Annotated in this window: 24 protein-coding genes and 1 tRNA gene; 10 read left to right on the top strand and 15 right to left on the bottom strand. The window is 63.9% G+C overall.

Annotation, left to right across the window (positions count from 1 at the left end; all coding sequences use genetic code 11):
* Positions 1-29: 29 nt before the first annotated feature.
* Genes BRW65_RS24635 through BRW65_RS24625 form a run of 3 tightly spaced genes read right to left on the bottom strand, consistent with a single transcriptional unit; the run spans position 30 to position 2,994 of the window.
* Positions 30-884, bottom strand: coding sequence for an enoyl-CoA hydratase/isomerase family protein (locus tag BRW65_RS24635; protein ID WP_073879073.1), 855 nt, complete (start codon positions 882-884; stop codon positions 30-32).
* Complete coding sequence (locus BRW65_RS24630) at positions 881-1,108, bottom strand: biotin/lipoyl-containing protein (protein ID WP_073879071.1); 228 nt, start codon at positions 1,106-1,108, stop codon at positions 881-883. Before BRW65_RS24630 ends, BRW65_RS24635 begins: the two co-directional genes overlap by 4 nt.
* Entirely contained in the window at positions 1,105-2,994 is a 1,890-nt protein-coding gene (locus tag BRW65_RS24625) for an alpha-ketoacid dehydrogenase subunit alpha/beta (RefSeq protein ID WP_244168193.1), read from the bottom strand. The genes BRW65_RS24630 and BRW65_RS24625 overlap by 4 nt, the downstream gene beginning before the upstream one ends.
* Positions 2,995-3,454: 460 nt before the next feature.
* Here BRW65_RS24625 and BRW65_RS24620 point away from each other — a divergent pair, with 460 nt between their 5' ends.
* The 3 genes from BRW65_RS24620 (at position 3,455) to BRW65_RS24610 (ending at position 5,461) form a co-directional block, all read left to right on the top strand.
* The gene (locus BRW65_RS24620; protein ID WP_073879067.1) at positions 3,455-4,069 is read left to right on the top strand and encodes a TetR/AcrR family transcriptional regulator; all 615 of its coding nucleotides are present in this window, start codon (positions 3,455-3,457) and stop codon (positions 4,067-4,069) included.
* Between the two features lie 151 nt (positions 4,070-4,220).
* Positions 4,221-4,976: an SDR family oxidoreductase gene (locus BRW65_RS24615; protein WP_073879065.1), complete on the top strand. Its 756-nt coding sequence runs from the start codon at positions 4,221-4,223 to the stop codon at positions 4,974-4,976.
* Positions 4,973-5,461 carry a hypothetical protein gene (locus tag BRW65_RS24610; RefSeq protein ID WP_244168192.1) on the top strand — a complete coding sequence of 163 codons (489 nt, stop codon included), beginning with the start codon at positions 4,973-4,975 and terminating at the stop codon, positions 5,459-5,461. The genes BRW65_RS24615 and BRW65_RS24610 overlap by 4 nt, the downstream gene beginning before the upstream one ends.
* A 62-nt stretch (positions 5,462-5,523) precedes the next feature.
* Here BRW65_RS24610 and BRW65_RS24605 read toward each other — a convergent pair whose 3' ends face one another.
* From BRW65_RS24605 to BRW65_RS24590, 4 genes are all read right to left on the bottom strand, one after another.
* Positions 5,524-6,297 (bottom strand): SDR family oxidoreductase, encoded by a 774-nt coding sequence (locus BRW65_RS24605; RefSeq protein WP_073879063.1) that lies wholly within the window; start codon positions 6,295-6,297, stop codon positions 5,524-5,526.
* 51 nt (positions 6,298-6,348) lie between these two features.
* Positions 6,349-7,110, bottom strand: a complete 762-nt coding sequence (locus BRW65_RS24600) for a crotonase/enoyl-CoA hydratase family protein (RefSeq protein WP_073879061.1) — start codon at positions 7,108-7,110, stop codon at positions 6,349-6,351.
* 75 nt (positions 7,111-7,185) lie between these two features.
* On the bottom strand, positions 7,186-7,380 hold the full coding sequence (locus BRW65_RS24595; RefSeq protein WP_073879059.1) for a ferredoxin: 195 nt from the start codon (positions 7,378-7,380) through the stop codon (positions 7,186-7,188).
* 80 nt (positions 7,381-7,460) lie between these two features.
* Positions 7,461-8,240, bottom strand: coding sequence for a coniferyl-alcohol dehydrogenase (locus BRW65_RS24590; protein ID WP_073879057.1), 780 nt, complete (start codon positions 8,238-8,240; stop codon positions 7,461-7,463).
* Between the two features lie 403 nt (positions 8,241-8,643).
* Here BRW65_RS24590 and BRW65_RS24585 point away from each other — a divergent pair, with 403 nt between their 5' ends.
* The 4 genes from BRW65_RS24585 to BRW65_RS24570 all read left to right on the top strand — a co-directional run bounded on the left by BRW65_RS24585 (position 8,644) and on the right by BRW65_RS24570 (position 14,047).
* Positions 8,644-9,936, top strand: a complete 1,293-nt coding sequence (locus BRW65_RS24585) for an amidohydrolase family protein (RefSeq protein WP_073879145.1) — start codon at positions 8,644-8,646, stop codon at positions 9,934-9,936.
* A gap of 242 nt (positions 9,937-10,178) precedes the next feature.
* Entirely contained in the window at positions 10,179-10,844 is a 666-nt protein-coding gene (locus BRW65_RS24580; RefSeq protein ID WP_073879054.1) for a TetR/AcrR family transcriptional regulator, read from the top strand.
* Between the two features lie 192 nt (positions 10,845-11,036).
* On the top strand, positions 11,037-12,572 hold the full coding sequence (locus tag BRW65_RS24575; RefSeq protein ID WP_073879052.1) for an AMP-binding protein: 1,536 nt from the start codon (positions 11,037-11,039) through the stop codon (positions 12,570-12,572).
* The gene (locus BRW65_RS24570; RefSeq protein WP_084187962.1) at positions 12,569-14,047 is read left to right on the top strand and encodes an aldehyde dehydrogenase family protein; all 1,479 of its coding nucleotides are present in this window, start codon (positions 12,569-12,571) and stop codon (positions 14,045-14,047) included. Before BRW65_RS24575 ends, BRW65_RS24570 begins: the two co-directional genes overlap by 4 nt.
* Before the next feature lie 58 nt (positions 14,048-14,105).
* Here BRW65_RS24570 and BRW65_RS24565 read toward each other — a convergent pair whose 3' ends face one another.
* Together BRW65_RS24565 and BRW65_RS24560 are read right to left on the bottom strand one after the other, a co-directional pair.
* Entirely contained in the window at positions 14,106-15,320 is a 1,215-nt protein-coding gene (locus BRW65_RS24565; protein ID WP_073879050.1) for a CaiB/BaiF CoA transferase family protein, read from the bottom strand.
* Between the two features lie 231 nt (positions 15,321-15,551).
* Positions 15,552-16,166, bottom strand: coding sequence for a PaaI family thioesterase (locus BRW65_RS24560; protein WP_073879140.1), 615 nt, complete (start codon positions 16,164-16,166; stop codon positions 15,552-15,554).
* Between the two features lie 421 nt (positions 16,167-16,587).
* On the opposite strand from BRW65_RS24560, the gene BRW65_RS32820 reads away from it, so the two are divergent.
* Positions 16,588-16,758, top strand: a complete 171-nt coding sequence (locus tag BRW65_RS32820; protein ID WP_347876637.1) for a hypothetical protein — start codon at positions 16,588-16,590, stop codon at positions 16,756-16,758.
* Positions 16,759-16,804: 46 nt separating this feature from the next.
* On the opposite strand, the gene BRW65_RS24550 is transcribed toward BRW65_RS32820, so the two are convergent.
* Positions 16,805-16,878, bottom strand: a tRNA-Pro gene (locus BRW65_RS24550).
* Positions 16,879-17,293: 415 nt separating this feature from the next.
* On the opposite strand from BRW65_RS24550, the gene BRW65_RS24545 reads away from it, so the two are divergent.
* Positions 17,294-17,995: a sensor domain-containing protein gene (locus BRW65_RS24545; RefSeq protein WP_073879048.1), complete on the top strand. Its 702-nt coding sequence runs from the start codon at positions 17,294-17,296 to the stop codon at positions 17,993-17,995.
* A 19-nt stretch (positions 17,996-18,014) separates the two neighbouring features.
* Positions 18,015-18,863 carry a sensor domain-containing protein gene (locus BRW65_RS24540; RefSeq protein ID WP_084187960.1) on the top strand — a complete coding sequence of 283 codons (849 nt, stop codon included), beginning with the start codon at positions 18,015-18,017 and terminating at the stop codon, positions 18,861-18,863.
* Between the two features lie 11 nt (positions 18,864-18,874).
* Here the strand turns inward: BRW65_RS24540 and BRW65_RS24535 are convergent, their stop codons facing one another.
* From BRW65_RS24535 to cmk, 5 genes are all read right to left on the bottom strand, one after another.
* A complete protein-coding gene (locus BRW65_RS24535) occupies positions 18,875-19,618 on the bottom strand; it encodes an IclR family transcriptional regulator (RefSeq protein ID WP_073879044.1) in 744 nt (247 codons plus the stop codon).
* Positions 19,615-20,445 carry a cyclase family protein gene (locus tag BRW65_RS24530; protein WP_073879138.1) on the bottom strand — a complete coding sequence of 277 codons (831 nt, stop codon included), beginning with the start codon at positions 20,443-20,445 and terminating at the stop codon, positions 19,615-19,617. The genes BRW65_RS24535 and BRW65_RS24530 overlap by 4 nt, the downstream gene beginning before the upstream one ends.
* Before the next feature lie 11 nt (positions 20,446-20,456).
* Complete coding sequence (locus tag BRW65_RS24525; RefSeq protein ID WP_084187958.1) at positions 20,457-21,284, bottom strand: SDR family NAD(P)-dependent oxidoreductase; 828 nt, start codon at positions 21,282-21,284, stop codon at positions 20,457-20,459.
* Between the two features lie 153 nt (positions 21,285-21,437).
* Positions 21,438-22,838, bottom strand: a complete 1,401-nt coding sequence (gene der / locus BRW65_RS24520) for a ribosome biogenesis GTPase Der (RefSeq protein WP_073879040.1) — start codon at positions 22,836-22,838, stop codon at positions 21,438-21,440.
* A complete protein-coding gene (gene cmk, locus BRW65_RS24515; protein ID WP_244168190.1) occupies positions 22,835-23,518 on the bottom strand; it encodes a (d)CMP kinase in 684 nt (227 codons plus the stop codon). Before cmk ends, der begins: the two co-directional genes overlap by 4 nt.
* Positions 23,519-23,532 lie beyond the last annotated feature (14 nt).

Raw genomic sequence — 23,532 nt, 5'->3', positions numbered from 1 at the left:
TGCACGAAATTTGTCGTGATCACAAGGTTTCAGCCTTTCCCGGAGTCCTTATGCCCGGGTGCCCAGCTCGATCGCCGGCGTGCCGCAAACACTGTGCGGTCGTTGGTCACGGGCCAGTTCGGCTGCCGCTTCTCGAGGAACGCACTGAACGCCTCGATTTGCTCGGCGGTTCCCATCGATGACCAGTAGCCGGACACATCCACCGCGGGTAGCGCCCGGGCCATCTCCCGCTTCATCGCCGCGCGAGCCGCGGGACCGGTGTTGCGCACCCTATCGAGGAGCGCGGCGGTTTCGGCGGCGAGCGAGTCGTGCGGCACCACCTTGCCGACGAGACCCAACCGCTCGGCTTCGGCCGCGTCTATCCAATCGTTGCCGTAGATCAAGTGATTCGCCCTCAGAGTGCCGATGCGCTGAGGAATGCGTGCGGCGACGAACGCTTCGTACACCCCTCGTGTCAGGTCCGGAACACGCAAGCGAGCTTGATCGGAGGCGATCACCAGATCGGCGTAGAGCGACATGACAAGGCCGCCGCCGAGCGCTAGGCCGTTGATCGCACACAGGACGATCTTCGGGATTTTCCCCAGCGTCTCGAACGGTGTGGCGTCGTAGGTTTCAGTGAACAGATCCCAGCGCCGGTCTGGATTGTTGTCCGAGCCCATGTCACCGCCAGTGCAGAACGCGTCGCCGGTGCCCGTGATCACCAGGAAATTCAATGCGGGTTCCTCGGCCACGATCATCGCGGCTCGCTTGATTCCGTGATAGCCGTCGACGGTGACGGCGTTGCGCTTCTCGGGCCTGTTAATCGTCACGGTTAGTACGTCGCCGTCGATTCCGGCGGACAGTTCGCGGGCGTGGAGGTCAACGTGTGTTGGCAGCTGCGTCATGAGATCACCGCGACCAAGGTGCCGATGTCGTAGGTGCCGCCCTCTTCGACCTTCCACGCCACCGTCCCCGATGACGGCGCCTCAATGTCCATCTCCACTTTGTCGGTGGCCAGCGAATACAGCGGATCACCTTCGCTGACCGTCGCACCTTCCTCGATCAAGAACTTGGTGATTTCGGCCTCGTCAATAGCGTCACCGGGTTTGGGCAAACGCACTTCGGTCACACGATCCTCCTAATGGCTTCCTGTAGCTGCGCTGCGCCTGGTCGGCAAGCCGCCTCCAACGTGGCGGCACGGGGCACCGGGGTATAGGTGCCGGCGACACGTTGGATAGGGGCGGCGAGCACGCCGAAGAGTTCTGCACCGACCGCAGCAGCGATCTCGGCGCCCGGACCGCAGAATCCGACCGACTCGTGCGCGACCACAAGACGCGTCGTCTTTCGCACCGACGCGAGTACCGTGGCCAGATCGAGTGGCACAAGCGAGCGCAGATCGACCACTTCCACCGAAATGCCGTCAGCCGCAAGTTGTTCGGCTGCCTCCAATGCGGCGTGCACCATGACGCCGTAGCTGACGACGGTGACGTCGCTACCCTCACGTTTCACGTCTGCCACGCCGAGCGGAATGACGTAGTCGGCGAGCGGCACAGGTCCTTTGCCTCCGCCGTAATACAGCTTCATCGATTCCACGAAAAGACAGGGGTCGTCATCGGCGAGGCAGGCGCCGAGCAGCCCGACCGCGTCCGCGGCGGTGCTGGGCCACACCACCTTCAATCCGGGCGTGTGCATCGCCCACGCTTCGACAGCCTGCGAATGTTGCGGACCGGCAGCCGTTCCGACCATGGTCCGGATCACCATCGGCGCTCCCTGCCGCCCTCCCGACATGTAGCGCACCTTCGCGGCGTGGTTGGCGATCTGATCCATGGCGACGCCGAGGAAGTCCATGAACATCAACTCGGCTACCGGGCGCAGGCCCGCAAGTGCAGCCCCGAGCGCGGCCCCGATGATCGAGGACTCCGCGATCGGGGTGTCAAGCACCCGATCCTCGCCGTACTTACCCGACAGACCTGCGGTGATCTTGAACATGCCACCGCCAGACCGATCTCCGATGTCCTCTCCGAGCAGGATGATCGATTCGTCGGCGGCCATGGCGCGGTCTAACGTGCGATTGATGGCCTGCACCAACCCCAACTCTTCGGTCTCACCACCCGGCAAATCGACGACCACCTGAGCGGTCTTCGACAGTTCCGAACCGTGATGGGCGAACACATCTCGAGTCAGCTCGTCGACGTCCGGCGGCGCAGAGGCGACCGCCGCGGCGAACGCCGCGTCCAGGTCCGCAGCGATCTGCGCATCGATTGCCTCAAGCTCTGCGGCGCTGGCCGTCGCGTTGTCGATGAGGCGCCGCCGATAGCGGGCGAACGGCGGATCAGCCCGCTTGGCCGCGAGTTCATCTTGATCGGCGTAGGCCATCGCATCACCGAAGTAGTGCCCTTGAAGTCGGTAGCCGACCGCCTCGACGAACGTGGGCCCTTGCTTGCCGCGCGCCCGCTCAGCAGCGGCGGCGACAGCCTCATAGACCGCGTCTGGATCGGTGCCATCGACCGTCACACCGGGCATGCCATACCCCGACGCCCGATCAGAGAGTCTCGTGACGCGGGTGTAGCGATCGAAAGCGGTGCCCTCGGCCCAAGAATTGTTCTGACACAAAAAGATCACCGGCAGCGACCACAAGGCCGCCATGTTCATCGCCTCGTGGACATAGCCGATACTGGTGGCGCCGTCACCGAAGCTGACCAACACCACCTGCCCCGTGTTGCGGCGCTTGGCCGCTAGGGCAACACCGTTCGCGATCAAAGGTCCGGCACCAACGATCCCGGTAGTCCACGCGATGCCGTGATCGGGGTCGCAGATGCCCATCGCGCCGGCCTTACCACGAGACAACCCGTCACGACGACCGAGAATCTCGGCGAAGTACCCGCGCAGCTCGATGCCCTTCGCGAGGACGTCGCCCAAACCACGGTAAGTAGTGACGAGCCGATCACCCTCTGTCAGGGCAAGCATCGCACCAGCCGACATCGCTTCCTGACCCTCGACCGGCCAGTAACTCATGGCAGCCTCACCCGAAGACAGAGCCCTGCGGACACGTTTGTCACCGTGATGGACCCTGCTCATCAATCGGTACAGCGCAACCGCCCGATCGCCCGCCCTCGACGACGGTTCGGCGTCTAACCGAGTTGTCATTCACACTCCTCGATAGTCCACAAGTGCTCTACAATAAGACTTATCATGTATCATCGTCGCAGTCGGTGCTTTCGTGGGTCGCAGCTTCACGCCCAACCGGCGCGGAACAAGGTCATCGCGGCTCACCAGCGCGGGATGGCCGACTCGGTCGTTTTCTCGACGGTTGCGCAAGGTCCGGGATTACGTCGCCCGGCCGGACGGGCAGCTAAATGGCCGACCATTGACCATTCCGCGGTTCCGCCGAAAGGGCAGAAATGCACCCGCACCGCGTACGATGCGAACGGTGCGGGGTGGCATGCAGCAGCATCCGAAACGATGAAGGAAAGTAATGGCGACTTCACAGGCAGCGGCAGAGGTCGAGAATCAGGACGAACGGGATCACCGGCGCGATCAGATCCTTGAGGCCGCGTCCGTGTGCTTCGGCCATCTGGGCGTCCAGCGCACAAACATCGCGGACGTGGCACGGGTGGCCAATCTGTCGCGCGCAACTGTGTACCGCTATTTCGAAGACCGCAAGCAACTCGTGGAGGCCGCGCTCAGGTTCGGGGGTGAAAGGTTCTATCGGCGGGTCGCCGAAGCGATGGCGGAAAAAGCAACGCTTGCTGAGCAAATGGGCGCCATGGCGCAGGTCCACGCCACCATTCTTCGTGACCACCGAACCCGCAGCGGTCTCATGTCCGAGGACACCGAATTAATGCGTCACCTGATTACCGACGGTGACGCCGCGGTCCGTCGCTCGACCGAATTTCTGATTCCTTATGTCAGTAAAGCGCAAGTGCGCGGTGAGGTCGGCCCGAAAGTCGACGTAAGGGCCGCCAGCGAGTGGTTGGCACGCATCATCTACTCGTTCTCGGCAGTCGACAGGGCGCAGACTTTCGACATAGCCGAGCCTGACGCGGTCGGCAAGTATGTCGAGACGTTTGCGGTCAACGGTCTGCGCTGATCTCGGCCCGACGCAAACTCAAGACGGCGAAACAAAGTTTGGTTTACTGTCTCTTTGAAGTTGCGGAAGTCTTCCGTGCACGAATCGGCGAGGTCAAAAGAGACATGAACACCATCATCTGCAAAGCGCCGCCGTCGACCGAGCTCTCCCGATGAACGGTCCCCAGCTGGAAGGTAGGCGCATCGTTGTGGTGGGCGCCTCCGCGGGAATTGGACGGGCTTTCGCTTTGCGCGCGATAGCAAGGGGCGCTCGACTGGTCGTCGCAGCGCGCCGCGAACTGCCTGCTGAGTTACTGGCCGGTGCGGTCGCTGCGACGTCGATCTCCGCCGACATCCGGATACCGGGCGACTGCGCACGCATTGGGCAAACGTCGTCCGATGCGCTCGGCGAAGTGGATCTGCTGTTGATCACGGCGGGATACGCGCCGTTGCGGCCTTTCTCCGAGGTCGACGCGGACGACTGGACCAAAGTGCTCACCACCAATGTGATCGGCGTTCATCAAGTGATCCAGGCGCACCTTCCCGTACTAGCTCCCTCCGCCGTTGTCGCGGTGTTGTCATCTGACTCGGTTCGTCATCCGTACCGCGCGCTTGGGGCCTACTCCGCCAGCAAGGCCGCTTTGGAGCGAAGCTTGGTTGCCTGGCGGCTCGAACACCCGGGACTTCGATTCAGCTGCGTGGAGATCGGAGCCACCGTCCCGACTGACTTCGTCTCCGAATTCGACCCTGAGTTGCTCGGAGTTGCCGCGGGAGAGTGGATTTCGCGGGGTCTTGTCCCGACGGTGCACATGACCCCAGAGGGCGTCGCCGACACCATGGCGGGCGTCTTCGCCAGCGCGCTAGACAATCCGAACGTCGGAGTCGACCACCTCACACTCAGATCTCCCGCCGCCCCGATGAGCGTATGAGCGGGCTCCTCTCCGATGACAGCGTTCCCATCAGCCGGGGTGAGGCCGTGACCACACACGTCGAGTCAGCTTGGCCGTCGTATCCCGATTACCGGGTCGATATCTCACCGTGCCGGTTCACCGGTCAGGCCGACACACCCCGCGAAGGATACCTACATCAAGCGCTCCTCGCCCAGTCCACCACGCACTGGACGATCGCGGCGGGAATGCTCCCGCATCGTGGATTCGGCGAGGCCGACGCTCATCGCACACTATCAACGGGAGTCATGAAGGCGACAATCGCTTTTCACGACGACGTCGACGTTTCAGATTGGCTCCTGTACTCAAACTGCGCCCTCTGGTCGGGCCGCGGCCTCGTACAAGGTGAGGGACGAGTCCACACCCGCGACGGTCGGCTAGCCGCGTCCTATTCGGTTCAGGCAATGGTGCGGCGCTTCGACCGATCACCGGAAGACATGGGTCACGACAGCCGCACAGCAATGTGACCCGACACCGGCGACCGCCGCGTTGCGGTTAGGGCCTGCAAGTGCCGCCGCAGGAGCGCCGCCTATTTCGGCTGGAAACGTTGAGCCCCGTCCATTCGAACAACTTCTCCGTTGACGTAGGAATTCTCAAGCAGGTGCTGAGCAAGTGCTGCGTATTCGGTCGGGTTCCCTAACCGCTTCGGGAAAGGCACGCCTGATGCGAATTTCTGCAGAAGTTCCTCGCCGGCCAACTCCATCAGCGGAGTGCGAATCGTGCCCGGCGCAATGGTATTCACCCGAATGCCGCAGGCGGCCAAGTCGCGTGCGGCGACCAAAGTCAGGCCGATCACCCCGGCCTTGGCCGATGAATACGCTGACTGACCCATCTGGCCCTCGAATCCAGCAATCGACGCCGTCATGACCACTGCACCGCGCTCGCCGTCCTCACTGACGGGGCTGAGCGCTGCGATTCGCGCCGCCGCGAGGCGCAGCACGTTGTAGGTGCCCGTCAAGTACAGATCAATCGTCTTCTTGAATTCGGCGATAGACGCCGGTTCTCCATCTCGTTTGACGATCTTCTCCGCGACGCCGAACGAACCGTGCGCGATGATGGCGTAACGGAACTCACCAAGCTCGGTGGCCCTGTCGATGGCTGCGGCGACCGAATCATCATCCAGCACGTCGGTGTGCACGTAAGCCGCTGAGGTTCCAAGGTCTGCGGCGAGTGCCTTGCCTTTGTCGTCGGCGAGATCGGCGATCACGACCGCCGCGCCGGCCTGATGCAACCGCCTGACGGTGGCTTCGCCGAGCCCGCCGGCCCCACCCGTGACGACTACGGCCCTACCTGCAAACGACATTCGCCATTTTCCTTTCGATGGCAGCTCGTCGCATCGCCGCCGGCGGGAAGATCACGTGCCGGTCCACTGCGGTTCGCGCTTCTCCGCAAATGCACGGGTGCCCTCCTGGGCGTCTTTACTGCCGAACACCGGGGCGAGTAACTCCCGCTGTTTCTGCCACATCTCGGCGGAAGACCACTCCGACGACTCGACGACGATTGCTTTACTGGTTGCCAGGGCGAGCGGGCCGTTTCGGGAAATCCGCTCTGAAAGCGTGATTGCTTCTTCGAGGGCCTTGCCATCGTCGGCCAACACGTTCACGAAACCCATAGTCAGTCCTTCCTCACCAGTGAAAGAGTCACCGGTGAGGATGAGTTCCAACGCTTTCTGGTACGGAATTCTGTGGTGCAGGCGTAGTAACCCGCCACCGCCGGCGACCAAGCCGCGCTTGACTTCCGGCAGACCGAATTTCGCCGACCGAGCGGCCACAATGAGGTCGGTGGCCAGCACCAGCTCTGTTCCGCCAGCCAGGGCGTACCCTTCGACAGCGGAGATGATCGGTTTCCGTGGAAGACGCTCAGTGAAGCCGAGCCCGCGACCTTCAAGGGCGGGAAACTCCCCCGTAGCAAAAGCCTTGAGGTCCATGCCGGAGCAAAAGTTACCGCCGCTGCCCGTGAGGATACCTACGGACAGAGCAGGGTCGGCGTCGAGCTCGTCGACAGCGTCGGCTAATCCCTGGCTCACGGCGAGATTCGCAGCATTGCGCGCTTCTGGTCGATTGATGGTCATGATCAGAGTGCGTCCACGGCGCTCCACCAACACCTCGTCTACCACGTATATCCTTTCGTTCCCGCCAGGCACCGTGCCGGGCGCACGTTCCGGGACGCCTGTACGGCCCGGAGTCAGGTTTCAGTCTTCTGCGATGCGGATAGCTGCCGTCGGACAACGGGATACCGCGTTCTCGACGACCTGTCGGCGGCCCTCATCAAGTTCGTCAGCGACGAGTTCCATCAGGCCATCACCGGCGACGCGAAAAATGTCCTCGGCGATCGACTCACAGATTCCGCTGCCGATGCACGATTCGCGGTCGAATTCGATACGCATCAGCGGAACGCCACTGCGTGCGGACCCGACATCACGGTGTCGCAGGTTGACTTCCCTGGTCGCAGCAATTGTTCGACCTCCTACGCGATCGCGGCGGGCGTCATGATCGAGTTGGCGAATCCGCCATCCACCTGAATGTCCTGGCCGACAACCCAACTGGATGCCGGCGAAGCCAAAAAGCTGATGACCGGTGCGATGTCGTCAACCGTCGCATGGCGACCGACGGCACTTCGCGCCATGTCCAAAATCTCTTTACCCATCGAGACCTCGAAGTCGTGGAGGATCGGTGTCTCAACGGGCCCGGGGCTCACGGTGTTCACCCGCACGCCGTGCTGTGCCCACGCCCGAGACGCGAAGCTTTTCGCGAAGAGGATCAGCGCCTCCTTGGATGTGTTGTATGCGGGATATCCGTGGTCTTGGTCGGAATACCAGTCGGCGATCTCCAGCGAGGTGGTGCACTGAAGAAGACCCGACAATTCCGAAGTACGTTGCGCCCAAGCCGCTCCGGCCGTTGAGGCTACAGCGACGATGGACCCTCCGCGCCGCATCAGCGGCAGTAATCCCTCAGCCATCAGCCGGAATCCCAGGTAGTTGATCGTCAGGACGTCCTGTGCAGGCAATGTTCCTGGAACCCCGGCGACGTGCGCAAGGACGTCCCAACCCTGATCCAATCTCGCCGCGAGGTCCGCGATCGAGGAGGAGTCCCGCAAATCGAGTTCGGCGTATTCTGAGGCCGTCACGTCACGGTTGTCGCGGTCGACGGCGAGTACGTGATCGCCCGCGGCATGGAAATGGGCGGCAGTCGCCGCACCAATTCCCGATCCGGCACCAACCACGATTGTTCTGCGCTGCGCGTTCATCTTTGGGGCTTCCACCTCTCGAAAGTGCAGCGCATCAAGGCGCGGTCCTTGCGCTGGAGGGGCACCGATCTGTCGTCTGATCTGCTCGTATTACGCAACGCCGCCACGCTTCTTCCGATCGCCGACATCTCTAGACCTCGTTTGGGACGTCGCCCATGCGCTCGGTTTCCGTTAAAGCACTCTGCGGACGACGCCGTACCGCACTCACAAACTAGTGACCATTAATGACAGTTGTCAACGGCCGCCAGTTCCAGCTGGCCTACCGCCCAGGATGACATTGAGCGCAATTTGTCACCTATGGTCAGTATCGCTGTTGACGCGCTACGGTGGACACAACGACCGAAGCGTTCCGGCTTCGAGGCAATGCTCGATGCGCGGCGGCTTCAATGGAGAGGACCGGGCAGTGAACAAAGACGACATGATTCTGATCAGCGTCGATGACCACACCGTCGAGCCACCCGACATGTTCAGGAACCACCTGCCGAAGAAGTACATCGACGATGCGCCGCACCTGGTGCACAACGAGGACGGCTCGGACACCTGGCAGTTCCGCGACACGATCATCCCGAACGTGGCGCTGAACGCGGTCGCCGGTCGTCCGAAAGAGGAATACGGCCTGGAGCCGCAGGGGCTCGATGAGATCCGGCCCGGCTGTTACAACGTCGACGAGCGGATCAAAGACATGAACGCGGGAGGGATCCTGGCGTCGATCTGCTTCCCGTCGTTCCCCGGCTTCGCCGGGCGGCTGTTCGCCACCGAGGACCGCGATTTCTCGATCGCGTTGGTGCAGGCCTATAACGACTGGCACATCGACGAGTGGTGCGGGGCGTACCCGGCACGATTCATCCCGATGGCGATCCCGGTGATCTGGGACGCCGAGGAGTGCGCCAAGGAAGTGCGGCGGGTGGCCAAGAAAGGCGTGCACGCGCTGACCTTCACCGAGAATCCGGCCGCGATGGGTTACCCCAGCTTCCATGACGATTACTGGAAGCCACTGTGGGATGCGTTGTGCGACACCAACACGGTAATGAACGTCCACATCGGCTCCTCGGGCCGGCTCGCGATCACGGCACCCGACGCGCCGATGGACGTGATGATCACCCTTCAGCCGATGAATATCGTGCAGGCCGCGGCGGACCTGTTATGGTCCAAGCCGATCAAGCAATACCCCGACCTGAAGATCGCGCTGTCCGAGGGCGGAACCGGATGGATCCCGTACTTCCTCGAGCGCGCCGACCGCACCTATGAGATGCACTCGGCGTGGACGCACCAGGACTTCAAGGGCAAGCTGCCCAGCGAGGTGTTCCGCGAGCACTTCTTGACCTGCTTCATCAGCGACAAGGTCGGGGTGGCATTGCGCAATGAGATCGGCATCGACAACATCTGCTGGGAAGCCGACTATCCGCACAGCGACTCGATGTGGCCGAGCGCCCCCGAGGAACTGTGGGATGTGTTGGCGCTGAACAACGTTCCGGACGACGAGATCGAGAAGATGTCGTACCAGAACGCGATGCGCTGGTACTCCTTCGACCCGTTCAGCCACATCACCGAGGCGCAAGCCACCGTCGGCGCGTTGCGCAAAGCCGCCGAGGGCCATGACGTTTCGATTCAAGCACTGTCAAAGCACCAGCACGACGGGCCAAGCGTGTCCGATTTCAACGCCAGGGCCAAGGAACTCACCGGCAACAAAGACTGAATCGACGACTACACATTCGGCCGCGGAAGCGAAGATAGCGTAACTAACCCGGCGGGCGCACGCGCCCGGGCGCAGTTCAAGCTTGCGTAAGATCTATCCGACGCACTGCAGGTCCGCGGCGAGAATCGGTACAAAGAACGGGATTACACACAATCATCCGACAGCCGTGCGTCGAGCGGATCTGGCGCATGGGGGGTTGCGAAAAGCATAGTTCGGTAGTTTCAGCCTGCTACGATGATCGCGTGGCCGAACCTCGGGTGAGCTTGCGGGAACGCAAAAAGCAGGACACCAAGCGCCAAGTGGTCCACGTGGCGAACATGATGTTCCGCGAGCACGGCTATGACGCGGTGACACTAGAGCAAATCGCCGACGCCTCCGTCATGTCGGTCCGTACGATTCTGCGGTACTTCAATACCAAAGAAGCGCTCGCTCTCGCCGCCGAACATGACATGCTGCAAGCATTCCGCGCACTCTTGGTCGACCGCGACACCGATGCTGTTTCTTGCTGGCGAAACTTCCGCAACGAAACACTGCCCCTGATGGACACGCCGGAGATGCGCACACGGATGCGCGCCATCTTCGACACTCCGCCATTGCTGGCCGAATTCCTGCGTATCGGAGAGGGCTACCAAGAAAGCCTCACGGCAGCCATTGCCGAGGACTGGGGTGAGGATCCGTCACTCGAGGCATCGGTCTTCGCCTCAGTGCTGGTGTCAAGTACGAGCGCTGCGTTTCGCCGGTGGTTCGTCTCCGAGGAGTCATTCGACCTCGTCGCGTTGCAGGACATTGTCGATCGTGTCTGCGCCGCATTCGGCAAGGGCAAGGTTGCGGTTCCCAGACGGGCGGTTCGCCGCAGTGGCGCCACCAAGGTCACGCGGACCCGAAAGGGCCCTTCCAGCCGGCGCTGAGCAGCCCGAGTCTGTGGCATATCCGCTCTTCACAGCACGCCGATCGGCCTGGCTTGCCATGGCGCCGGGCGGTCTGTCAGTTATTGACAAATTTCACCACACGCCATAAGGTCGAGCCGGTCTCACAGGACAACGGGGTTCCGCGGTCGGCGTCGGCCGCATCGCCCTCGACGCAATCACCGGATGGGTTGAATGTATCCAGGGCATTGGGCGGCTATCAAACCTGATCATCCGGCCGCCGTAATGGCTTCTACCCGTGACACACTCACCTATGGCGAGCTGGACCGGCGGTCTCGTCGTTTGGCCAGCTTCTTTCGGTCACGTGGACTGACTCGCGGTGACCACATGGCCATCCTGCTGCACAACGATCTGCGATATTTCGAAATGCTCTGGGCAGCTTTGCGTTCCGGGATATATGTCACGCCGGTGAATTGGCATCTGAAGCCTGATGAGATCGCCTACATCCTCAATGACTGTGAGGCCAAGGCGCTTTGCACCTCAGTCAGACAACAAGAATTCATCACTCAAATCGACTGGGACACACTTCCGTCGCTGAAGACCCGGCTCATGGCCGATGACATCACCGCAGGATTCCAACCCTACGAAGCTGCCCTCGAACATGCGGTGGACGCTGCCGAAGAGCTCAGCGGTGCGACGTTGTTGTACACCTCGGGCACCACGGGACGCCCCAAGGGAGTGATCCGACCGCTTCCCACTTCCGCGCCCAGGGACGGCGACCCAGCGTCGTCGGGGCTGGCCGCCCTCTTCGGCATCGACGAACAGGCGGTGTACTTGTCCCCGGCACCGCAGTACCACGCTGCGCCATTGAACTTCACCATCGCTGCCCACCGCGTCGGAGCCACCGTCGTTTTGATGGAGAAGTTCGACGCCCGTGATGCGCTGAACGCGATCGAATCGCACCGAGTCACCCATAGCCAGTGGGTTCCCACGATGTTCGTCCGGATGCTCGCTCTGGAGCCGACCGAGAAGCAGTCCGCCGATCTCAGTACGCACCGTCTGGCGCTGCACGCCGGCGCGCCATGCCCACCGGAGATCAAGCGGCAGATGATCGATTGGTGGGGTCCCATACTGGTCGAGTATTACGGCGGAACCGACGCCGGCGGCTTCACCATGATCGATTCGGCCGACTGGCTTGCCCACCCCGGTTCGGTGGGGCGCTCGCTGACCGGTCCGATCCAGATCATCGACGAAGAGACCGACCGCGCTGTCGAGCCAGGCCAAACGGGTACCGTCTATTTCACCGGCGATCCCGGCTTCGTGTATAAGGGTGATCCCGAAAAAACCAGACGGTCACGCCGCAATGGCGAGGCGTCGACCATGGGCGATATCGGGTATCTCGATCGCGACGGCTTCCTCTATCTCACCGATCGCAAAGAATTCACGATCATCTCCGGCGGTGTCAACATTTACCCGCGCGAGGCGGAAGACGTACTGATACTCCATCCTTCGGTACAGGACGTGGCCGTATTCGGCATTCCACATCCCGAATTCGGCGAAGAGGTCAAAGCCGCCGTCGAGTTGAAGCCCACTGTCTACCCAACGCCCGAGCTGGCCGAGGACCTCATCGAGTTCGCGCGGCTACGTTTGGCAAATTTCAAGTGCCCGCGTTCGATTGAGTTCCTCGAAGAACTGCCTCGCACCCCAGCTGGCAAGTTGCGCAAAGCCGATTTACGCAATCTCTATACCAGAGGGGACCGCACACCGTGACAGAGGCGGCTCAAATTTCGCTCCCTAGTTCTCTCGACGAGCGGCTCGCCGCCCAGCAAGCGGCGTTTCAAGCCGCGGGGGCACCATCGGCGGACGTACGGCGTCACCGCCTCGATCGTCTGCTTGCGCTCTTGTTCGAGCACGCAGAGACATTCGCGGCGGCGCTGGCCGCGGACTTCGGCACCCGTTCCCGGACCGCCTCGATCCTCACCGAAATGGTGGGCGTCGCTTCGACCATTGAATACTCCCGCAAGAACGTCGCGCGTTGGATGCGTCCACGTCGACCGGCCACCGCTGCGAGATTCCTGGGACTGAGTGCCGAAGTGCAACCCACTCCCAAAGGCGTCGTCGGAATCATCGGCCCGTGGAATTTCCCGCTCAACCTCGTCGTCCTGCCCGCTGCCGACGCATTCGCCGCAGGCAACCGCGTCATGATCAAGATGTCAGAGTTGACCCCAAGAACTACCGACGCATTCGCCCAAACCGCGCCCAAGTATTTCGATGCTGTCGAGTTGGACGTCGTCGTCGGAGATGTCGAGGTAGCGCAACAGTTCGCCAGCCTGCCATTCGACCACCTATTTTTCACCGGCTCGCCCGCGGTGGGTCGCCACATTCATCGTGCCGCATCAGCGAATCTCGTTCCGGTGACGCTGGAACTCGGCGGCAAGAACCCCGTCGTAGTCGGCCCGAAGGCTGATATCGCTCGTTCGGCCAGCCGCGTGGCGCGCTCCCGCCTGGTCAACGGCGGACAGACATGTCTTTGCCCGGACTACGTACTAGTCCCCTCCCACGCCGTCGAAAACTTCTGCCGTGCCACCGTTTCGGCCATTCGCGACATCCTGCCGTCGATCCTCGGCAACGAGGACATGTGCTCGTCGATCAATGACGCGAACTACGAGCGGGTCATAGCTCTCGTGGAGGATGCGCAGAGCAAGGGCGCAGACGTGATCTCCGTGGCGCCCCCGCACGAACAACTGCCCGACAGCGAGCGGCGCGTCATTGCCCCGACCCTGGTGACCAACGTCGACAGCTCGATGCGCATCACCTGTGAGGAAATCTTTGGACCGGTGTTGGTCGTGATGGGTTACGAGCACAACGACGAGGCCATCGACTACATCAACCGGCGCCCCTCCCCTCTGATTGCATACTGGTACGGCCCCGACGACGAGGAATTCCGGCACTTCGTGACGTCCACTAGAAGTGGCTCGGTATCACGAAACGATTTCGCACTGCACATGAGCCTTCCGCAGGTGCCGTTCGGCGGCGTGGGCCACAGCGGCATGGGCGCCTACCACGGAAGAGCTGGTTTTGATACCTTCAGCCACCAGCGCCCGGTTGTCGGATCCGAGTTGCCCTTCAGCATCACGAGCATCGCCGCGCCGCCATTCTCACGGGCAAAGGTCGCCGCCGGCGATCTATGGGTCCGATCGATAAGACGTCGGGCGCGGCGGCGGATCGACAGATTCGAGCGCTAGCCTGCATCGAGGCCGGAGCCTCGCTCAGTATCCCTGTCGGACCCTGCTTTTCGTCACTTCAAGCGATCGCGCCGGAGTTCTTCAGCACCTCGATCTGATCCCAGTCCATGCCGAGCTCCATCAAAACGATCTCCGTGTGTTCGGATGCCTGCGGCGCCCGGGTAGTTTCGAGTGGTTCGTGATTGAACTGGACCGGGCCACGGACGACTTTGAATGGCGCTCCGCCATCTGCGGCCTCGACCTCAACGATCATGTCGTTGGCGATCGCCTGTTCGTCGGAGGCGAGGTCCAGCAGACTTTGGAAGGGCGCCCACTGCCCCTTCATTGTCTTCAGCCGTTCACGCCAGTATGCGAAGGGCTTTTTGGCGATCGACTCGGCGATCAATTGCGCCGCCTCCGCAGCATTTTCAATCAGAGGTAGAACGTCCGAGAAGCGCGGGTCGCTCGCCAGCTCGGGTAGATCCAGGTGCTCGAATGCATCATGGATGTATCCGGTCGGACTGACGATGCAGAGATTGATCGTCCCGCCGTCGGAGGTCAGGTAATTCCCAAGAAACGGGTTGACAGTCGGTGCCACTTCGTCGGGCATCGTCGAGCGCATGATCTCGCCGGTTTCCATGCCCTGGGTAACGCTGGCGCCCGCAGACCACCACGCCGTGCTGAGCAGCGAAACATCGAGTTCCACTGCCTGTCCGGTCTTTTCGCGATGGAACAGCGCCGCCGAGATGCCACCTGCTATGTTCATCCCGCCGATCGAATCGCCGAACGCGGGAATGCCCTGCCCCAAGGCGCCACCCAAGGCCTCTGGAGTCAAGGCGTGGCCTACCCCACTGCGCGTCCAGAATGCGGTGCCGTCGAACCCGCCAACCATCCGCTCGGGCCCCTTATCGCCGTACGCGCTGCCCCGGGCATAGATGATGTCTGGGTTTGCGGCGCGAATGTGCTCAAGGTCGAACTTGTTCTTCTGGCGGGCTTGGGGCATGTAGTTGGTGAGGAACACATCCGAAGACTTGGCCAGTTCGTAGAGTACGTGCTGACCCCCGGGTGTCGATAAGTCGATGCCGACGCTGCGTTTTCCGCGGTTCGGGTGTTCGATCAGTGGGTGCCGATCTGCGTCGAGTTCAATGCCTCCCATAAAGACGAAGCCGCGTTGGGTGTCGCCTCGTAACGGGTGCTCCACCTTGATGACGTCAGCACCCCAGTCAGCCAGTATTGCTCCCGCTGCCGGAACGAACGTGAACTGAGCAACCTCCAGGACGCGAACGCCCTCCATTACTTTGATCAAAGCGCCTCTCTCATCACAGCCGGTGACGCCGGGGCTCCTCCCCTACGCCACGATCGCAGGCTCGCAGCCCAACGGGACGGCCTCGAGAGCTGCTTGACGGGTGCGCGGCGGACCTTCACCGAGGAGGGTGTCCAAGTCATCGCGCACCACGGCGCAGAACGATTCCGCCCATACGAGGTTCGGCGCGCTTCGCTTCCATAAGGCTAAATCGTTGAGCGCTCATGGTTGTTCCGGCGTTAATTGGATCATCAAGGCACTAGCCTCAGATAGAACATTGCCTTGGGCATCGGTCATTTGTGCTGTGACGAAAGCTTTTCGCCCGTCGAGCTTGTCTATCTGTCCGCGGGAAGTCAGCGGCTGATTGATGGGCGTGATCTTACGATACTCGATGTGCAAGTAGGCTGTTCGGCTGTTGCGACGATCTGCCGCCGAGACAATCATCCCGAAGTGCCAGTCGTACAGAAGCGGAATCACACCACCGTTGACGACGTCGTTGCTGCCCACGTGGAACCGACTGAAGTGCCCCTCCATGGTTACTCCGTCAGGACCGTATTCGGTCATAAACCACGGTGGCATAAGCGGATGGCCCAGTCCGGGCAGATGTGCTCCACGTCCTTCAAGCGTGAAACCCGCTGGCACTCGATGAAGTTCGAGGCGTTCGCAAAGATCATCGATCTCACCAGCCGCGTCGCTCCACAATTCGTTGCTCGGACTGGTCGAGACGACGGCGTCTTGTAGGCGGCGCATCGCGGTCATGAATCGACCCAGTTCGGGCGCTACGTCGACGGACTCAGTCATTGCAGAGGAGGGACTCGCCTTCTCACTGCCCGTCATGACGTGCTTGCGTTGTGCGTGAATCGTGTCGTAGCGCAGCAGCCACCAGTGATGCCGGCCAATCTCCGGTGGCGCGGCCGGCACCAGAATGTCGGGTCATCTAGAAGTCTCTCACGCCTTTTCACGGCTGAACGAGAATGGGCGATGCTCACCCTGTCCATAAAAGTGCAGATAGTGCCAAATGTCAATAACTGACATCTGTGCGGGTTCGATGCCCCGCGTCGCGCCGATGCCGACGTCTTACCTGCATTCCTCAGTGGTCGCTTCTGGCAAGACTTTCGAGAGGCCGCCACGCAGGAGACTGCATACGAAGGGCTGCTGATACCAAGAAATGCCTAAGCGATGAGCGCGCACGAGAGGGTCACCAAGCTCGGCCAAGGCGAGCTGAAGCGACAGCTTGCGGCACACGGGGCTGACGTGGATGGCTGACGCCGGCGTGCCCGTTCATGTCCTTCGGAAGATCTCCGGGCACGCTGACCTGAGCACGACGCAGCCGTATCTGCACCCAGATCGCCAGCCCGTTGCAGGCGCTGACGAGCTGCTGTCGAAGCACTTGTGGTCCCAAAATGGTCCCAAGCTCCGGATCGTCTGAGCGGACGCCCAAGCCATCACTGCAGCTCAGGGGCTGTATCTTCTTGTCGGGCTGACAGGATTTGAACCTGCGACCACTTGACCCCCAGTCAAGTGCGCTACCAAACTGCGCCACAGCCCGGATGCCGCCCGTATCGGCGGCAGCAGGTCGACAGCCTACCGCAGACAACCCGCAACTCGGCGAAGCGGCCTCCGCCCGACCCGGCGGTCGGGCGGGCCGAGAAACCGTAAACGCCAGTCCCCGTCGCGATCTAGACTCCTGTTCACGAACGCAGAGGGGCTGCTGTGCTCGATCACAAACTCCGGGGGGACGACCGCAATGATGGCGAACGGTGCGGCGCGTGGCAGGTAGCGAACCGCCGCCGAATCAGGGCAATGCGCCGGCTCCGCCGCCTGGCGGCTACCACTTCGGGCCGCCCGGCGCTCCCTATGCGCCCGGACAGTCTGCATGGAGCGGCTACCAGCCGCGGCCCGGCGGCGCGCCGCCCACGTGGCCTCCAAGCCCGCGGCCAGCCCCACCCGCCAAACGATGGTTGATGGTGACGACGGCCATTCTCGCGGTCGCCTCGACCGTGTTGGCCATCATTCTCATGAGCCGTGTGATGACCTCGGATGCATCGGCGTCGTCACACCGCGAGCCGCCCGGGCTGTCGGTGCCTACGACACCGGGGTTGGTCCACCCGGAAGATCTGAAGAATCTTCTGTTGAGTCCCGCCGAGGTCGGCGACGTCCTGCACGTGCAGGGAATGGCGCTCTACCAGAGCAACAACGGCCTGTTCATGGATATCGCCGACCCGCCCGACTGTGCGGGCATCTGGGCCCCGGGCATGGCGCAGGTCTATCGCGACACACGCTTCATCGACGCGCAGTCGTCAGAACTGCACGGGCCGGGTGACGTGTACGTGAAGTTGACCCTGCAGTCGCTGGTGGCCTTCCCGACCGCGAAAGACGCCGGCGCCGTCTTCGAGGACCTCACGAAGAAGTGGGATCACTGCGCTCGAACCGAGGTCTTGGTGAACCGCCACGAGGGCGGCACCATCGCCGTCGGCGACCCTCGAGTCGTCGACAACACGCTGCTGGTCTCCTGGGACAAGACCGGCGGGACCGGGTGGGGTTGCCAGCGCGCCTTGATGCCGCGCAGCAATGTCGTGATCGACATGAGGGTGTGCGACTACGGCGGCAGCAATCAAGCCCCCGAACTCGTCAACAAAGTCGCCTCCCGGATTCCCACCTCGTGAACAGCCCAGGAGGTAAGCCATGAGCGCTCCAGGCGACTGGGGCAGCGGCACGGAAGGCAGGCAACCCACAGGCCCGGGTTATGCGCCCCCGTTCGGTTACCAGAGCGCGCCCGGACACCAACCCCCGCCCGGCCCCGCCTTCTGGCCGAACCAGGCGGCGCCCCCGGTCCGTCCCGGTGGGTCGCTCGCCCGGTGGTGGTGGCTGACCGGCGCCGCCGCGGCGCTGACGGTCGGGCTAGTGATCGCGGTGATCGTGTACCAGCCGGCCCACTCGGGCGGCGGCACCGTGGCCGCCTCCGCACTCCCGGACGTTCTACTGAGTGCGGAGGAAGCCGCCCATGCCGTGGGCGCCGAAACGTTGTCCGGCGAATCGGTCCAAGACAAGCTGGCCGACACACCCATCGTCGACGAGGACTGCGTGGGTGTGTTGAAAGCGGCCGAGCAGAAGGCGTACGGGACGACCGGTTGGACTGCGGTTCGAACCCAGGAGCTCGGCGACGGTGATGCCAAGGGATGGCGATTGATTCAAGCGGTCGTGTCCTTTCCGGACGCGCAATCCGCGAGCAACTTCGTCGGCAATGCCGCGGCGGACTGGCAGAGGTGCGCAAATCGCGAGCTGAACACCCGAAACGTCAACAACGATGATCCCCGCAATGTGTTTTGGAAGACGGGATCGGTGTCGCGGGCCTGGGGCATTCTCGCGATGGACATGGTTCAAGAGGCTCAGGGCTGGAACTGCCAGCGCGCCCTCAGCGCACGGAACAACGTCGTCATCGACCTCGATCTCTGCGGACGAAACGTATCTGGCTCTGCCGTGCCACAGTTCGTGAACGCTGTCGACAAGAAAATCGACACCCGGAGCTCGTAGGCGGCCCGACTTCACCCCTGCGCCGCGAACCAGGCGTTGACCTTCTCCACCCACGCGAGCAGCGCAGCGGCAAGAGACGACTCACGCCCATAGAACCGCTGCGCCGGCACCGGCACGCTGACCGCCACCGTGTGGCCCGTCACGCCCTTGAGCACCGCGCCCACCGCGCAGATACCCTCGGTCTGCTCCTCGCGGTCATACGCGACGCCCTCGGCCCGCACCCGCTCGAGCTCCTTGCGCAGCGCCGCGGGGCTGGTGATGGTGTTCGGGGTGAGCCGGGCCAGCCGGCTCGGCAGGTGCTCGGGCGGCAGGCCGGCCAGCATGGCCTTGCCGTTTGCGGAGCAATGCAACGGAAACGACTCGCCCACCGCGCTGATCGCCCGCAACCGGTGCGGGGAGACCACCTGGTCCACGAAGGTCGCACGATCGCCGTCCAGGATCGACAGGTCGACCGTCTCCCCCAGCTCGCGCGACAGCTCCTCCAGGAACGGGTGCACGTCCATCACGACGCCCAGGCGCACGGTGCCGGCCATCCGCGCGATCTCGGGCCCCAGCCGATACCCGCCGCGGCCCCCGCGCGAGGCGACCAGGCCCTCGTCGTCCAGCGCGTTGAGGATCCGGCTGACCGTGGAGCGCGCCATGCCCAGCCGGTCGCCGATCTCGGCCTGGCTGAGGCCGCCCGGGTGCGCCTGCAGGAGCCGCAGCATGTCCGCCGCGCGGGCGATGACCTGAATCCCGGCGCCGTCGGAACTCACGCCACCCGGCCCGTCTCGATGCGGTAGCTCCCGGCGGGGTCGACGATGGCCACCAGCCGCACGATGCAGCCGTCGCCGCCCACCCAGCGCCACGGGAACGCGGCGAAGGTGACGCGCTTGCCGGTCACCTGGTCCAGGTCGCCGCCGACGTTCTCGAAGCCGTAGATGCCCTTCGACAGGATCGCGCGGTGGCACGGCTCCCATTCCGGGAAGTCGTCGAGCGCCCGGCGGCCGGTCTCCTCCTCGTATTCCCTTACCGCCCAGGGCAATAGCCCGCCGGTGTGCTCGGCCGGTCCGTGCGGCCCGATCGAGGTCGCCATCGGGTGGTCCAGCGCCTGGGTGTCGGTGCCGACGGCCTTGACGCCCTTGGCGGCGAACCACTCCCCGGCCTCCTTGTAGAACCCCGGGGAGTAGGCGTAGTACTCAGCGCTGTCGGCGTACTTGTGGTGCCAGCCGGTGTTGACGACGACGATGTCGCCGGGCCGGATCTCGGGCCTGGCGTTCTCCAGGTCTTCGGCGGTCACCACTCCCCACTTCCCCTTGGGGATCGACACCACGACGCCGGTGCCGAAGAAGGCGCTCAGCGGGATCTCGTGCAGGAAAGGGGTGCCCTCCACGACGTGCGCGGGGGCGTCGATGTGGGTGCCGGAATGCATTACGGTGGTGATCTTTTGGGTCAGCACCCGGCTTTTGGCCATGTTGTGCAAACGCTCGATCTTGACGTCCTCGAAGTACGGCCAGGCCGGCACGCCGTGACCCCACGGATGCGACAGGTCGTAGAACTCCAGCTTGGATTCGGCTTCACCAAGCGGCCAGTCGATGCTCATGCGGTTTCCTTTCAGCACGCCGTGTATCCGCCGTCCAGGTACATCACCTGGCCGGTGTAGAAACTCGACGCGTCACTCAGCAGATAGATCAGCGCGCCGACGAAATCCTCAGGCTCGGCGAAGCGGCGCAACGGAATTCGGGCGAACATCGCTTCGCGCGTGGCGCGACCCTTCTCGTCGTCGGCGTACATCCACTCCGTCAGCTCTGAGCGGAAAACCGTTGGGGCTAGCGCGTTTACCCGAATGCCGGCCGGACCCCACTCGGCGGCCAGGCTTTTGGCCAACAGGTCGGTGGCGCCCTTCGACGGGCAGTAGGCGCTGTAGCCGGCGGGGTGGCCGAGGGAGCCGCGAACCGACGAGACGAGCACGACGCTGCCGCCGGTCCCCTGCTCGAGCAGGACGCGGCCGGCCGCTTGGCAGACCAGCCAGGCGCCCCGCGCGTTGGCGTCCATCACCTTGTCGAAGTCGTCGACGGCCATGTCGGTGATGGGCGCGACGTGGTTCATGCCCGAGGCGACGAGCACCCCGTCGAGGCGGCCGTGCCGGGCGACCGCCGCCTCCACCATGGCCCGGGCGTCGGCCGGGGTGTCGGGGCGGCGGGCGACCATCGCGGCGTCGTCGATACCGAGTGCGTCCAATCCCGCCGCGTTCCCGCCGGCCAGCGTCAGGCGGGCACCGGCTTCGGAGAGTGCCCGGGCCGCGACGCTGCCCAAAGCGCCGGTGGCGCCGGTGATCAAAATCGACTTGCCCTCGACGCTGAAGCGCGCGGCGGTGGGCGCTTCCTGTGCGATGTTCACGACTCCTCCAGATCCCGCGATACGGGCAGAATAGCCCGTCATACGAGTACCGTAAGGAGAATTCGGCGCCGAAGTCAACGGACTTATCCTGTGATGTAGCTTTCAGATTCTGTATCGCGGGATTTTGCGGAGAACGATATCGCGGGCGCTATCGCTTTCGAGAATCGCCGATTGGTCCGGGAGAGACCCCGAAGCTCAGCGCCGCTTGGTGCCGCGCTTTTCGCGCACCCGCACGTTGATCCGGATCGGCGAACCCTCGAACCCGAACGTCTCGCGCAGCCGCCGCTCCAGGAAGCGCCGGTACCCGGCCTCCAGAAAACCGGTGGTGAACAACACGAACGTCGGCGGGCGGGCGGTGGCCTGGGTGGCGAACAGGATGCGCGGCTGCTTGCCCCCGCGCACCGGCGGCGGCGTCGCCGCCACCACCTCCTTGAGCCACGAATTCAGCGGGCCCGTCGGGATGCGCATGTCCCACGACGCCAGCGCCGTCTCCATCGCCGGCACCAGCTTCTGCACCGCGCGCCCCGTCCGGGCGGAGATGTTGACCCGTTGCGCCCACCGCAGCTGCACCAGCTCGCGGTCGATCTCGCGCTCCAGCAGCTCGCGCCGGTCCTCGTCCACCAGATCCCACTTGTTGAAGGCCAGCACCAGCGCCCGGCCGGCCTCGATCACCATCGACAGCACGCGCTGGTCCTGTTCGGTCAGCGGCCCCGAGGCGTCGATGAGCACGACCACCACCTCGGCCGAGTCGATCGCCGAGTGGGTGCGCACCGACGCATAGAACTCGTGCCCGCTGGCCTGGCCGACCTTGCGCCGTAGGCCCGCGGTGTCGACGAAACGCCATACCTTGCCGCCCAATTCGATCAGCGAGTCCACCGGGTCGACCGTGGTCCCGGCGACCTCGTGCACCACCGAACGCTGATCGCCGGCCAGCTTGTTCAGCAGCGAACTCTTGCCCACATTCGGTTTGCCGACCAGCGCCACCCGGCGCGGACCGCCCGCCTTGGGCGCCGCCTCGGACACCTCCGGCAACGCGGCCAGCACCTCGTCGAGCAGGTCGGCGACGCCGCGACCGTGCATCGCGCTGATCGGGTGCGGCTCGCCGAGCCCCAGCGACCACAGCGCCGCCGCGTCCGCTTCACCCTTCTCGTTGTCAACCTTGTTGGCGGCCAGGAAAACCGGCTTGCCCGAGCGCAGCAGGATCCGGGCGGCCGCCTCGTCGGCCGCGGTCGCGCCGACGGTGGCGTCGACCACCAGGATCACCGCGTCGGCGGTGCGCATCGCCACCGACGCCTGTTCGGCCACCAACTGCTGCAGGCCTCGGGCGTCGGGCTCCCAGCCCCCGGTGTCCTGCACGACGAACCGGCGGCCGGTCCACAGCGCGTCGTAGGACACCCGGTCGCGGGTCACGCCCGGAATGTCCTGCACCACCGCCTCGCGCCGGCCCAGGATCCGGTTCACCAACGTCGACTTGCCGACGTTGGGCCGACCGACCACCGCCACGACGGGTGCGGGCCCGGCCTCGCCGTGCTCCTCGAGCTCGGATTCGACCGAGTCCCAATCGCTTTCGTCGGTCCAGGTGCCGTCCTGCGTCATCGCACCGCCCCGCTTCGCTGGTTGACCAGCTCCAACAGGTGGTCGATCACCTGCGCCTCGGTCATCTCGCCGGTGTCGACGACCACGGCGTCCGGGGCCGCGCGCAACGGCGACACCGCGCGGGTGGAATCCAGATGGTCGCGGCGGCGCACGTCGGCGAGCACCGCCTCGTAGTCGTCGGCCAACCCCGATGCGACGTTCTGGTCGTTGCGCCGCCGCGCACGGGTTGCGGCCGACGCGGTCAGGAAGATCTTCACCGGCGCGTCCGGCAGGACCACGGTCCCGATGTCGCGGCCCTCGACCACGACGCTGCCCGGCCCGCCGGCCATTTCGCGCTGCAGTGCCACCAGCCGGGTTCGCACGGCGGGAACCGACGACACCGCCGACACCGCGCCGGTGACCCGGTCACCGCGGATCTCGACCGAGACGTCCTCTCCCGCAAGGAAAAACCGATCACCGTCGGGCTGGTAGTCCACCGACATCTGCACGGTCTCCGCGATCCGCGCCACCGCCTCGGCGTCGGCGGGGTCGATGCCGGCGCGCAGCACCGCGAGGGTCACCATCCGGTACATCCCGCCGGTGTCCAGGTAGCGCGCCCGCATGGCCCGCGCCAATTGCCTTGACACCGAGGACTTTCCGGTTCCGGCGGGCCCGTCGATGGCCACCACGACGTCCCTCACAGCCCCATGGTTCG

Source organism: Mycobacterium paraffinicum (assembly GCF_001907675.1).
GTDB classification, from domain to species: Bacteria; Actinomycetota; Actinomycetes; order Mycobacteriales; family Mycobacteriaceae; genus Mycobacterium; species Mycobacterium paraffinicum_A.
The sequence above is the reverse complement of the archived record's forward strand: the minus strand, read 5'-3'. Positions and strand labels throughout refer to the sequence as shown.

What these genes read in the sequence shown, in the direction of transcription:
- BRW65_RS24635 (WP_073879073.1), bottom strand. Translation starts at nt 884, where the DNA reads ATGACGCAGCTGCCAACACACGTTGACCTCCACGCCCGCGAACTGTCC.
- BRW65_RS24625 (WP_244168193.1), bottom strand. Translation starts at nt 2,994, where the DNA reads ATGAGTTACTGGCCGGTCGAGGGTCAGGAAGCGATGTCGGCTGGTGCG.
- BRW65_RS24620 (WP_073879067.1), top strand. Translation starts at nt 3,455, where the DNA reads ATGGCGACTTCACAGGCAGCGGCAGAGGTCGAGAATCAGGACGAACGG.
- BRW65_RS24615 (WP_073879065.1), top strand. Translation starts at nt 4,221, where the DNA reads ATGAACGGTCCCCAGCTGGAAGGTAGGCGCATCGTTGTGGTGGGCGCC.
- BRW65_RS24610 (WP_244168192.1), top strand. Translation starts at nt 4,973, where the DNA reads ATGAGCGGGCTCCTCTCCGATGACAGCGTTCCCATCAGCCGGGGTGAG.
- BRW65_RS24605 (WP_073879063.1), bottom strand. Translation starts at nt 6,297, where the DNA reads ATGTCGTTTGCAGGTAGGGCCGTAGTCGTCACGGGTGGGGCCGGCGGG.
- BRW65_RS24595 (WP_073879059.1), bottom strand. Translation starts at nt 7,380, where the DNA reads ATGCGTATCGAATTCGACCGCGAATCGTGCATCGGCAGCGGAATCTGT.
- BRW65_RS24590 (WP_073879057.1), bottom strand. Translation starts at nt 8,240, where the DNA reads ATGAACGCGCAGCGCAGAACAATCGTGGTTGGTGCCGGATCGGGAATT.
- BRW65_RS24575 (WP_073879052.1), top strand. Translation starts at nt 11,037, where the DNA reads ATGTATCCAGGGCATTGGGCGGCTATCAAACCTGATCATCCGGCCGCC.
- BRW65_RS24565 (WP_073879050.1), bottom strand. Translation starts at nt 15,320, where the DNA reads ATGGAGGGCGTTCGCGTCCTGGAGGTTGCTCAGTTCACGTTCGTTCCG.
- BRW65_RS24560 (WP_073879140.1), bottom strand. Translation starts at nt 16,166, where the DNA reads ATGACGGGCAGTGAGAAGGCGAGTCCCTCCTCTGCAATGACTGAGTCC.
- BRW65_RS32820 (WP_347876637.1), top strand. Translation starts at nt 16,588, where the DNA reads ATGGCTGACGCCGGCGTGCCCGTTCATGTCCTTCGGAAGATCTCCGGG.
- BRW65_RS24545 (WP_073879048.1), top strand. Translation starts at nt 17,294, where the DNA reads ATGGTGACGACGGCCATTCTCGCGGTCGCCTCGACCGTGTTGGCCATC.
- BRW65_RS24540 (WP_084187960.1), top strand. Translation starts at nt 18,015, where the DNA reads ATGAGCGCTCCAGGCGACTGGGGCAGCGGCACGGAAGGCAGGCAACCC.
- BRW65_RS24530 (WP_073879138.1), bottom strand. Translation starts at nt 20,445, where the DNA reads ATGAGCATCGACTGGCCGCTTGGTGAAGCCGAATCCAAGCTGGAGTTC.
- BRW65_RS24525 (WP_084187958.1), bottom strand. Translation starts at nt 21,284, where the DNA reads ATGACGGGCTATTCTGCCCGTATCGCGGGATCTGGAGGAGTCGTGAAC.
- der (WP_073879040.1), bottom strand. Translation starts at nt 22,838, where the DNA reads ATGACGCAGGACGGCACCTGGACCGACGAAAGCGATTGGGACTCGGTC.